The organism is Patulibacter sp. NPDC049589 (genome assembly GCF_040675535.1).
In the GTDB taxonomy this organism is placed as follows: Bacteria; Actinomycetota; Thermoleophilia; order Solirubrobacterales; family Solirubrobacteraceae; genus Patulibacter.
On the sequence record NZ_JBFAPC010000044.1, the window covers coordinates 26,435 to 36,749 of the forward strand.

At 71.0% G+C, this 10,315-nt stretch carries 9 protein-coding genes; 5 read left to right on the plus strand and 4 right to left on the minus strand.

Annotated elements, in window-relative coordinates; genetic code table 11:
- Nucleotides 1-9: 9 nt before the first annotated feature.
- The 3 genes from AB0L40_RS10625 to AB0L40_RS10635 all read right to left on the minus strand — a co-directional run bounded on the left by AB0L40_RS10625 (nucleotide 10) and on the right by AB0L40_RS10635 (nucleotide 4,106).
- Nucleotides 10-669, minus strand: a complete 660-nt coding sequence (locus AB0L40_RS10625; RefSeq protein WP_364353311.1) for an HNH endonuclease family protein — start codon at nucleotides 667-669, stop codon at nucleotides 10-12.
- Nucleotides 670-871: 202 nt separating this feature from the next.
- A complete protein-coding gene (locus AB0L40_RS10630; RefSeq protein WP_364353314.1) occupies nucleotides 872-1,840 on the minus strand; it encodes a DUF1963 domain-containing protein in 969 nt (322 codons plus the stop codon).
- Nucleotides 1,841-1,958: 118 nt separating this feature from the next.
- Complete coding sequence (locus AB0L40_RS10635; protein ID WP_364353317.1) at nucleotides 1,959-4,106, minus strand: glutamine synthetase III; 2,148 nt, start codon at nucleotides 4,104-4,106, stop codon at nucleotides 1,959-1,961.
- Between the two features lie 268 nt (nucleotides 4,107-4,374).
- Here AB0L40_RS10635 and AB0L40_RS10640 point away from each other — a divergent pair, with 268 nt between their 5' ends.
- On the plus strand, nucleotides 4,375-5,982 hold the full coding sequence (locus tag AB0L40_RS10640; protein ID WP_364353320.1) for an ammonium transporter: 1,608 nt from the start codon (nucleotides 4,375-4,377) through the stop codon (nucleotides 5,980-5,982).
- On the plus strand, nucleotides 5,979-6,350 hold the full coding sequence (locus AB0L40_RS10645; protein WP_364353323.1) for a P-II family nitrogen regulator: 372 nt from the start codon (nucleotides 5,979-5,981) through the stop codon (nucleotides 6,348-6,350). The genes AB0L40_RS10640 and AB0L40_RS10645 overlap by 4 nt, the downstream gene beginning before the upstream one ends.
- Before the next feature lie 191 nt (nucleotides 6,351-6,541).
- On the opposite strand, the gene AB0L40_RS10650 is transcribed toward AB0L40_RS10645, so the two are convergent.
- Entirely contained in the window at nucleotides 6,542-7,120 is a 579-nt protein-coding gene (locus AB0L40_RS10650) for a hypothetical protein (RefSeq protein WP_364353326.1), read from the minus strand.
- 296 nt (nucleotides 7,121-7,416) lie between these two features.
- Here AB0L40_RS10650 and AB0L40_RS10655 point away from each other — a divergent pair, with 296 nt between their 5' ends.
- The 3 genes from AB0L40_RS10655 to AB0L40_RS10665 are packed head-to-tail and all read left to right on the plus strand — an operon-like array spanning nucleotide 7,417 to nucleotide 10,271.
- Nucleotides 7,417-8,157 carry an ABC transporter permease gene (locus tag AB0L40_RS10655; protein ID WP_364353338.1) on the plus strand — a complete coding sequence of 247 codons (741 nt, stop codon included), beginning with the start codon at nucleotides 7,417-7,419 and terminating at the stop codon, nucleotides 8,155-8,157.
- Nucleotides 8,158-8,197: 40 nt separating this feature from the next.
- Nucleotides 8,198-8,995 carry an ABC transporter permease gene (locus AB0L40_RS10660; RefSeq protein ID WP_364353329.1) on the plus strand — a complete coding sequence of 266 codons (798 nt, stop codon included), beginning with the start codon at nucleotides 8,198-8,200 and terminating at the stop codon, nucleotides 8,993-8,995.
- Between the two features lie 7 nt (nucleotides 8,996-9,002).
- On the plus strand, nucleotides 9,003-10,271 hold the full coding sequence (locus AB0L40_RS10665) for an ATP-binding cassette domain-containing protein (protein ID WP_364353332.1): 1,269 nt from the start codon (nucleotides 9,003-9,005) through the stop codon (nucleotides 10,269-10,271).
- Nucleotides 10,272-10,315 lie beyond the last annotated feature (44 nt).

The following is a 10,315-nucleotide window of genomic DNA, read 5'->3' on the forward strand; positions in this document are numbered from 1 at the left end:
CGTGGCGGCTCAGCCCGCCGGCGCCCAGGTCACCGTCGTCGCCGGGCAGCTCGCCGCCCGGGACGCGAGCGCCGTCCGCTCGGCGTCGTCGACCTTCAGGGCCCAGCGCAGCTTCACCGCGACCCAGTCCTTCACGTAGGTGCAGCGGTAGGAGGCCAGAGGCGGCTCCCACTCGGCCGGGTCCTGGTCGCCCTTGGCCTGGTTGACGTTGTCGGTGACCGCGATCAGGGTCCGCGGGTCGCCGAGGTCGTTCGCGTACGACTCGCGCTCCGCGGCGGTCCACGCCGATGCACCGGAGTCCCAGGCCTCCGCGAGCGGGACGACGTGGTCGATGTCGAGGTCGGCGATGTCCGTCCAGGTGGCGTCGTCGTACGGCGAGCGCCAGCGGCCCGCAGCCAGCGAGCAGCCGCTGCCGACGGTCGGCGCCGTCGTGGCCTCGGCGATCAGGACCTCGCGGCGCGTGTCGCAGCCGTCGTGGTCGGCGTCGACCCAGAGCTTGAACTTCGTGCGCTCGTAGCCGGTGCGGCTCTCGGCGGCGCCGGGGAGGTCGGCGACCGCCGTGCGCAGCGAGGCGCTGTCGGCGGACGCGGGGGAGGGGAGGACGACCGTCAGGGTCGCGAGGGCCGCCAGGGCGGCGAGGGTGGGGCGGCGGATGCCGGGGGAGCGCATCGGGGCCTTCCTGCTGGGGGATGGGACCCGCCGATCGTCGTGCCGATCCCGCGACGTCGTGTGACCACTCCGTGACGAGCCCGTGCCGCGCGTGACGACCGCGGCGTCGTCCGACCCCGCCGGTCCCGGGGCGCCACCGCGGCGCGCGCGGACGTGGTGACGACGCGCGCGCCGGCCCGTGCGGCGCGACCGGCGCGACCGATCAGCCGCTGTCGGGGACCACCGAGATCCGGCTCCAGCGCCGCGCGCGCAGGTCGGAGCGCCGCATCGTGAAGACGATGCTGCCGCCGTCGAGGAAATTGCCGCCCAGCTCGTAGGGGATGACCGTCAGCAGCGCGACCTCGCCCGGCTCGCGCGGGTCGCCCTGCGCGCCCTCCGGGATCCCGAGGACCTGGGTCGTGCCGACGCCGCCGTACCCCGGTGCCCCCGAGCGCCGGGCCCACGTGCTCGTCGCACGGTCGTAGCGCCGGGAGACGGCCTCCGTGACCTTCAGCGGCGGCTCGGCGTACGTCCCGACGTCGAGGGTCGGCATCAGCCGCGGCCTCAGGGCGATCGGGACCGAGGGGAGCACCCCGTCCTCCGGGAAGGCGTCCCGCGACGGCTTGGCGGTCGGTCGCGGCCGCCGCGCCGGCACCAGCCGGGTGCGGGCGCCGCGGTAGAACACCCGCAGCCGCGCTCCGGGCCGGTTGCCGGACTCGGGCTCGAAGAGGTCCTCGACCGCCGCGAAGAACGTCAGCGTGCCCCGGGCGGGCAGCAGCCGCCGGTCGGCGAAGTCGGGCAGCTCCGAGAGGTCGACGGCCCCCACGAAGCTCAGCGGCCGCCCGCGGCTGACCGGCCACCGCACGCCCTCCGGCAGCACTCCCGGGCCGCCGACCCGGCTGTTGCCGGGCCCGCGCCGCCGGACGGCGAACGCGCCCCAGGCCGCGTCGCGCACCACCCGCCGGGCCGTCGGCCGCGGGACGCCGCTGTCGAGCAGGAGACGCTTCAGCGCCAGACGGGTCTTGCGGTCCTCGGTAACGGGCGGCTGGACGACCGGCGGGGCGGCCGAGGCCGTCGTCCTCGACCCGGGGACCCCGGATCCGTCGGAGCCACCCGCGGTGCCCCAAAGCGCGGGGCCGACGAGGCACACGACCACCACCGCGCAGGCGAGCAGGACGAGCGGCCGGGGCATCCGGGCCACCCTCGCACACGGTCCCGACGGGAGCGTGCCCCGGACGAACGACGAGGGCCCCGCGTCGGCGGGGCCCTCGGGTCCTGCGGCGCCGGCGACGAGCGCCGGCGGGGAGGTGCTACTTGATGAAGAGCATCTCCGAGTAGTGCGGCAGGGGCCACAGGTCGTCGGGGACGATCTTCTCGAGCTGGTCCGCGGTGACGCGCACGGCGTCCATGGCGGGGATGACCTCGTCGCGGAGGAACTTCGCGTGGTCGATGTCGTCCAGCTCGCCCTCCGTCGCGTTGAGCTTCTCCAGCGCGAGGATCTCGGTGTAGAGCGTGTCGACCAGGCCCTTGACCTCGGCGGCCTGGGCGTCCAGGCCGACGGCCTGGAGGCGACCGAGCTGCGCCACACCGGCGGGCAGGATCAGCGTGCGGGCGATCGACGCGGCCGTCTCGGCCTCGATGTTCAGCTTCGCGCTGTACTGCTCGACGAGGACGTCGTAGCGGGCCTCGAGCTCGCGCTCCGAGAGGACCTCGTACTTCTCGAACAGCGCGATCGACTCCGGCGAGACGAGCTCGGGCAGCGCGTCGGGCGTCGTGCGGTGGTTCAGCAGCCCGCGCTTCTCGGCCTCGACCTGCCACTCGTCGGAGTAGCCGTTGCCGCCGAAGACGACGCGCTTGTGGGCCTTGTAGATCTCGGCCGTGATCTCCGTGACCGCGGCCGCCAGCTCCGTGCCGGCCTCCAGCTTCGTCTTCAGGCGGTCGGTGAGCTCGTCGATGGCCTCGGCGGTCATCGTGTTCAGCACCGTGTTCGTCAGGCCGAGCGACTGGGACGAGCCCAGGGCGCGGAACTCGAACTTGTTGCCGGTGAACGCGAACGGCGAGGTGCGGTTGCGGTCGCCGCCGTGGCGCGGCAGCGGCGGCAGCACCGGGGTGCCCATGCCGAGGAACGAGCCCGGGGCGGACGGGTCGCCCTCGCCGGCCTCGATGGCCTCGAAGATCGCCTCGAGCTCGGAGCCCAGGAACATCGAGATGATCGCCGGCGGGGCCTCGTTGGCGCCGAGGCGGTGGTCCTGGCCGACGTTCGCGGCGGTCGCCCGCAGCAGGCCGGCGTGCTTGTCGACGGCCTGGATGACCGCCGAGCAGAAGAACAGGAAGATGAGGTTGCCGTGCGGCGTGTCGCCCGGGTCGAGCAGGTTGCCGCCCAGGTCGGTGCTCATCGACCAGTTGTTGTGCTTGCCCGAGCCGTTGACGCCCGAGAACGGCTTCTCGTGGAGCAGACAGACGAGCCCGTAGCGGGTGGCCGTCTGCGCCATGATCTGCATGACCAGGTGCTGGTGGTCGGCGGCGACGTTCGACGACTCGTACAGCGGCGCGAGCTCGTACTGGCCCGGCGCGACCTCGTTGTGGCGGGTCTTGACCGGCACGCCGAGCTTCTCGAGCGTGCGCTCGGCCTCCATCATGTACGCCAGGACGCGCTCGGGGATCGAGCCGAAGTAGTGGTCGTCGAGCTCGTGGCCCTTCGGCGGCTTCGTGCCGAACAGCGTGCGGCCCGTGATCTGCAGGTCGGGGCGCTCGTAGTAGTACTGCTCGTCGATCAGGAAGTACTCCTGCTCGGCGCCGATCGACGTCTGGACGCGCTGCGGGTCGTGGTCGCCGAGCGTCTCCAGTGCGTGGATCGCGGAGCGCGACAGCACGTCCATCGAACGCAGCAGCGGGATCTTCGTGTCCAGCGCCTCGCCGGTCCACGACGTGAACGCCGTCGGGATGCAGAGCAGCGCGCCGTTGGGGTTCTCGAGGATGAACGCCGGCGACGTCGGGTCCCAGGCGGTGTACCCGCGGGCCTCGAACGTCGAGCGGATGCCGCCGTTGGGGAAGGACGAGGCGTCCGGCTCGGCCTGGATCAGCTCCTTGCCGGAGAAGTCCGCGATCGCGCCGCCGTCACCCGTCGGGTTGAAGAACGAGTCGTGCTTCTCCGCCGTGTGCCCGGTGAGCGGCTGGAACCAGTGGGTGTAGTGGCTCGCGCCCTTCTCCAGCGCCCAGTCCCGCATCGCCGAGGCGACGGCGTCCGCGAGCGTCACGTCGAGGGCCTCGCCGCGCTCGAGGGTGCGCTGCAGGCGCTTGTAGACGTCCTTCGGAAGCCGCTGGCGCTGGACCGCGGGGCTGAAGACGTCGACCCCGAAGACCTGGTTCTGCGGGCGGGTGAGGTCGTCGATGCCGAATGCGACATCGTCGGCGTTCCACCGTGCGGCGGAGACGTTCCTCTGGCGGGGATGGGTCATGAGCTGCGGGTACTCCTCGGGGTCGGTGACCGTCGTCGTACGCGCGGGAAACGGTGATCCGGCGCGCACTGACCAGCGGCGACACTAGGTCCGACTGGGTGGGCCAGACCTTATCCCGATGTCCAAGAGGGCGGTTCGTCCGGTAGACGCGGCGGATGGGGCCCGCCGATGTGGAGCATCTGCACATCGAGGCTTTCGCCAACCGTCCAGCCGTGCAGAAGGGCTCGCCCGCGACGCTGTGCCGAGCCCGATCAAGGAGAACTCACGGATGTCCTGGACCCTACGGTCGCAACGCGCCACAGACGCGCCGAGCGATCCCACCAACACGCGCAGCCCGCTGCTGCGCACACCGGCGAACTGGACGATGCCATCGCGCAAGCGCCTCGGTATCGCCGCGATCATCTCGGTGCTCACCGCCGCGATCGCCATGCCGGCCGCGTCGTTCGCGCTCTACCCGCCGGACAACGGGTACACCGGCGCCGACGCCAGCAAGATCCCCGCCGACCTCCTCGGGGTCGTCAACGAGCTGAACTACCTCTGGCTGATCCTGGGCGCCTGCCTGGTCTTCTTCATGCAGGTCGGGTTCCTCGGCCTCGAGGTCGGCTTCTCGCGCGGCAAGAACGTCGGCGCGGGCATCGCCAAGATCATCGTGAACCTCGCGGTCGCGGCGATCGTCTGGTGGGCGGTCGGCTACAGCTTCGCCTTCGGCTCCGACGCGCACAAGATCATCGGCGGCGGTGACCTCTTCTACCACCTCGACTTCACCGAGCCCGGCAAGCCAGACGCCAGCGGCTTCCCGTTCTTCTTCTTCCAGTTCACCTTCGCGGCCGTCGCGCTGGCGATCGTCTGGGGATCGACCCTCGAGCGCATCAAGTTCGTGGTCTACCCGATCTTCGGCATCGTCTTCATGGTCATCATCTACCCGCTCGTCGCCCACGCGACGTGGTCGGGCGTCGGGATCTTCGGCGGCGACAGCGGCCTGACCATCGGCGACGCCGCCGGTGCCCTCGACTACGCCGGCTCCGGGGTCGTCCACCTCTGTGGCGCCACCGCCGCGTTCGCCGCGGCGATCGTGCTCGGGCCGCGCAAGGGCAAGTACGGCCCCGACGGCAAGCCGCGCGCCATCCCGGGCCACTCGATGCCGATCTTCGGCCTCGGCGTCATCGTCCTGTGGCTCGGCTGGTTCGGCTTCAACGGCACGTCCTCGCTGAACACCGACGGCGGCTTCTTCGCTCACGTCATCGCGGTCACGAACGTCGCCGCCGGCTTCGGCGTCGTCGGCGCCGGCATCTCGATCTACGCGGTCACCCGCAAGTTCGACGTCGGCATGCTCGGCAACGGCGCGATCGCCGGCCTGGTCGCCATCACGGCGCCCGCCGGCTACGTGAACATCTGGGCCGCGCCGATCATCGGCATCGTCGCCGGCGTCATCGTCGTCTTCGGCGTCCTGTTCATCGACAAGATCGGCATCGACGACCCGGTCGGCGCGACCTCCGCGCACGGCATGGCCGGCATCTGGGGCACGCTCTCGGTCGGCCTGTTCCTCTCGCCGGACCTCGCCAAGTACAACGCCCTGGGCGGCAACCCGAACGGTGGCCTGTTCACCGGCGGCGGCATCGACCAGCTGGCGGTCCAGGCCTGCGTCGTGGTGATCACCTTCGTCTTCGTGTTCGTCCTCTCGTTCGCGACCTTCTGGATCATCAAGAAGACGATCGGGATCCGCGTCAGCGAGGAGGACGAGGTCGCCGGCCTCGACATCGCCGAGCACGGCATGTACGGATACCCTGAGCAGTTCATCCCCGAGGCGGAGCTCGTCGGCGCCCAGTACGCCGCCACGCCGTCGATCGGGACGCCCAGCAAGGAGATCCCCGCATGAAGATGGTCGTCGCATACGTCCGCCACGAGGCCTTCGAGCCGATCCGTGGTGAGCTCCTCGACCTCGGCTTCCCGAGCCTGTCGGTGAGCGAGGTCAAGGGCTCCGGCCGCCAGAAGGGCATCACCGAGCGCTACCGCGGCGCGGAGCTGACGAACTACCTCCGCCCGAAGCTCAAGATCGAGTGCGTCGTCGAGGACGGCGACGTGCAGACGATCGTCGACACGATCCTCAAGCACGCCCGCACGGGCGCGGTCGGGGACGGCAAGGTGTTCCTCGTGCCGGTCGACGAGTCGTACCGCATCCGCACGGGCGAGGCCGGCAGCGAGACGCTGCAGGCGCACTCGACGGACGACCTGCCGCCGAAGTAGCCGCGGCACGGGGCGGGCCCCACGGCCCGCCCCACCAGCACGTCGCCTCGGGCGTCGCCGAATCCCGGCGGCGCCCGTCGTCGTTCGGGGACGACGGTTGTGGTCGGGCAGGCGGGCGGGCGCCCGGGGCGGCGGACCGGCGGGTGGGTCCGCAGAGGGCGGGGCGGGGCGGCACGCGGCCGCCCCACGCGCTACTCGCTGGAGACGCGGACCGGCAGGGTGCCGCTGGTGGTGCCGCCGGATGACGCGCGGACCGGGCCGTCCTCGTCCAGCGCGGCGGCGGCGCGCCAGCGGACGGTGTGCCGGCCGGCGACGGTCGGCGTCAGCCGCCAGGTGAAGGTCTTCGTGGCCCCGGCCGGCAGCGAGCCGAGCGCCCAGGTGCCGGCGTAGGCCGTGGTGGCGCCGGCGGGCGGCACGTCGACGATCCACACGGGGCGCCGCGGGTCCGCGACCCGGCCGGCGCCGTTGTCGGCGACCGGGATCGAGCGGTTGAGGCCGCCGAGGACGATGGCGACGTCGGGGAGCGGGCGGGAGTCCTCGTTCTTGACCGTGATCCGCAGCGTCTCGACGTTCGCCAGGCGCTGGCTCTTGGCGAAGCGCGCGGTGGCGGTGATCGCGAACGGCCGGCCGTCGGACGCGTCCTTGACGTCGCCGTCCCCGCCGCCGCACGCGCTCAGGCCCGCGACGCAGGCGACGAGCGCGACGCCCGAGACCGCCGAGCGGATCGGGAGGGTCGGCCTCGTGCGGGTGGTCGGTGAAGAGGCCGTCATCGCGCGGGCAGGCTAACACAGCGGAGCGGCCCGAAACGAAGCCTCAGGACGCTCCGGCGCGCCATTTCGGACCGAGGGTCACAAACAGAACACGAACGAAACCTGGCGGAGGCGTCACCCTGGATCGCCCGCCACCACTGATGTTTCGTGTGGGCGCTGGCACACAGTAGGGCCATGGCGTAGGCTGCAGGCCGTCCACTCGTGCCCCGCGCGACAGGCAGGAACACTTCATGGTCCGCACCGTCTCCGATCGCCTCTTCGACCCCGCCAAGGGGGCATTGGAAGAGGTCGGCGACATGATGATCCTGGCGGGCAAGACGATCGTCTCCGCCGTCCGGCCGCCGTACTCCTACGGCGACGAGTTCGTCCATCAATTCCTCTTCGCACTCCGGCTCTGCTGGTTCCCGCTGCTGGTCTCGACGATCGCCTTCGGCTTCGGCGCGCCGGGCCTGCAGGCCGCGAACTTCCTCGTGCTGTTCGGCGCCCTGGACCGCCTCGGCGGCTTCTTCGTCCTGGCCTCGATCCGCGAGTTCGCGCCGTTCGTGACGGCGGTCGTGCTCGCCGGCGTGGCCGGCACCGCGATCACCGCGGACCTCGGCGCCCGCAAGATCCGCGAGGAGCTCGACGCCCTCCAGGTCCTCGGCGTCGACCCGGTCAAGAGCCTCGTCGTCCCGCGCTTCCTCGCGCTGATGATCGTCACGGGCCTGTTCGACGTCTACGCGCTGATCTTCGGCATCTTCGGCGGCGTCGTCGCGACGCTCGTCAACGGCGCGCCGCTCGGGCCGTTCTGGGCGACGTTCTTCGGCAACGCGTCGACGACGGACCTCTGGGGGTCGTTCCTCAAATGCACGTTGTTCGGCGCCATCATCGCGGTGGTCTGCTCGTACAAGGGCATGACCGCGAAGGGCGGCGCAGAGGGCGTCGGCAGAGCGGTCAACCAGGCGGTCGTGATCGCCTTCCTCGGGATCTTCGCGTTCAACTACGTGTTCACGCAGACGCTCCTGGCCACCAACCCCGAGATGCTGGTGATCAAGTGACCGGCGTGGCCGGACGGCCCGTCACGACGGGGGTCGCGCGATGAGCGCCTGGCTCGAGCAGCCCAAGGAGATCCTCGCCAACGTCGGCGAGGGCGCGAAGTTCTCCGCGAAGATCATGGGGCAGGTCTACTCGCTCCGGGTCCTGCGGTTCCTGGGGGAGGGCCTGCGCCAAGCCGGTGTGCTGATCACCAGCTCGACGGTCGTCATCTGGGGCCTCGTCTTCATCATCGGCCTGCAGTGCGGGCTCGAGGGCGCGTACTTCACCCGGTCGATCGGCTCCCCGGCGTACGCCGGCGTGTTCGCCGCCTGGTGCGACCTGCGCGAGCTCGTCCCGTACGCCTTCGGCTACATGATGGCCGCGAAGGTCGGCACCGGCATCGTCGCCGAGCTCGGCTCGATGCGGATCTCCGAGGAGATCGACGCCCTCGAGGTCATGGGCTTCGACTCCGTCCTCTTCCTCTGCGCGACGCGCCTCCTGGCCTCGTGGCTCGTGCTGCCGTTCATGTACGTCGCCGCGATCGGCGCCGGCTTCTTCGCCAGCTACCTGACCGTCGTCGAGCAGGTGGGCGACGTGTCGTCCGGCGGATACCTCCTGATCTTCTGGATGTTCCAGAACCCGCCGGACCTGCTGTACAGCCTGATCAAGGCGATGTCCATGGCCACCGTGATCGTGCTCGTCGGCTGCTATTACGGGTACAACGCCAGCGGTGGTCCGGTCGGGGTCGGTACCGCGACCGCGAAGTCGATGGTCGTCAATCTCATCATGGTGCACCTGATCGGCATGCTCGGGACGCAGCTGTTCTGGGGCGCCAACCCACGTGCCCCCATCGGAGGCTAGGAAGTCCATGCCGTTCATTCCCCGGCGTCGCAAGGACGCCAACGAGTCCGCCGAGGACCGCGGCCCGCGCGAGGATCGCGGCCCGCGCGAGGACCGCGCCGCCGCCGACGGGCAGGCCGCCGACGGCTCCCCGGACCCCACGGGCCTGTTCGTGGACCCCGACGAGCCGCGCCGCGAGGCCGCCGCGTCGACGGGCCCGTCCGGCCTCCCGTACGAGGAGCCCGCGACGGGGGACACCGAGCTGGACCTCCCGGAGAACGAGCCCGTCTACGCCGGCGATCCCCGCGGGGCGTCGTTCGCGCGCGAGCCGCGTGACGACGAGGAGCCCGTCGCCGCCGACGACCCGTCCGAGCAGCGAGCGCCGCTGACGAGCCTGACGTCCGGCCGTGACGCGGGCCGGGGCAGCGTGAGCGTCGTGCGTGAGCCGTCGTCGTCGAGCCCGGACGACGAGTATCAGTGGCATACGGGGATCCGTCGTCCGACGGGTCGTCCGGATGCCGTCGAGTTCATCGAGACCCACAAGGCGTTCGGGCGCAACAAGATCCTGCGGGGCCTGAACATGGGCCTGCCGGAGGGCATGATCTCGATGATCCTCGGGCCGTCGGGCACGGGGAAGTCGGTCTGCATCAAGCACATGGTCGGGCTGCTGTACCCGGACGACGGCGACGTGCTGGTGCACGGCGAGTCGGTGCCGTCGATGGGCCTCGATCACCTGCTGGCGATGCGTCAGAAGTTCGGGGTGCTGTTCCAGGACGGTGCGCTGTTCGGGTCGATGAACATCCGCGACAACGTGGCGTTCCCGCTCAGGCAGCACACGGACAAGCCGGACAAGGACATCCTGGAGATCGTCGATCGCCGGATGGACGAGGTCGGCCTCGGTGATGCGTGGGACAAGTTCCCCAACGAGCTGTCGGGCGGGATGCGCAAGCGTGCGGGGTTCGCGCGGGCGCTGGTGTTGGATCCGTCGATCGTGTTGTTCGACGAGCCCGATTCGGGTTTGGATCCGGTGCGTACGGCGCTGTTGGGCGAGTTGATCCAGGACATCCATCAGGAGACGATGGAGCAGGCGGATGAGCAGCACTGGCCGCACAAGCCGGCGTTCACGCTGATCACGCACGACATCATGACCGCGCGGCGCGTCAGTCAGTTCATCAACGTGGTGTGGAAGGGCCGGATCGTGGAGTCCGGTCCGGCGGACGAGCTGTTCAACAGTGAGAACGCGTTCGTCAACCAGTTCCTGGCGGGCGCCTCGCGCGGGCCGCTCGGCATGAACTGAGGCGCCCGCTCGCCGGGGCGCGTGGGCCCGACGGGCCCACGCGC

Bases quoted from the DNA above. Each gene is read 5' to 3' on its own strand.
- AB0L40_RS10645 (WP_364353323.1), top strand. From the start codon at position 5,979: ATGAAGATGGTCGTCGCATACGTCCGCCACGAGGCCTTCGAGCCGATC.
- AB0L40_RS10635 (WP_364353317.1), bottom strand. From the start codon at position 4,106: ATGACCCATCCCCGCCAGAGGAACGTCTCCGCCGCACGGTGGAACGCC.
- AB0L40_RS10640 (WP_364353320.1), top strand. From the start codon at position 4,375: ATGTCCTGGACCCTACGGTCGCAACGCGCCACAGACGCGCCGAGCGAT.
- AB0L40_RS10630 (WP_364353314.1), bottom strand. From the start codon at position 1,840: ATGCCCCGGCCGCTCGTCCTGCTCGCCTGCGCGGTGGTGGTCGTGTGC.
- AB0L40_RS10650 (WP_364353326.1), bottom strand. From the start codon at position 7,120: ATGACGGCCTCTTCACCGACCACCCGCACGAGGCCGACCCTCCCGATC.
- AB0L40_RS10625 (WP_364353311.1), bottom strand. From the start codon at position 669: ATGCGCTCCCCCGGCATCCGCCGCCCCACCCTCGCCGCCCTGGCGGCC.
- AB0L40_RS10665 (WP_364353332.1), top strand. From the start codon at position 9,003: ATGCCGTTCATTCCCCGGCGTCGCAAGGACGCCAACGAGTCCGCCGAG.
- AB0L40_RS10660 (WP_364353329.1), top strand. From the start codon at position 8,198: ATGAGCGCCTGGCTCGAGCAGCCCAAGGAGATCCTCGCCAACGTCGGC.
- AB0L40_RS10655 (WP_364353338.1), top strand. From the start codon at position 7,417: ATGATGATCCTGGCGGGCAAGACGATCGTCTCCGCCGTCCGGCCGCCG.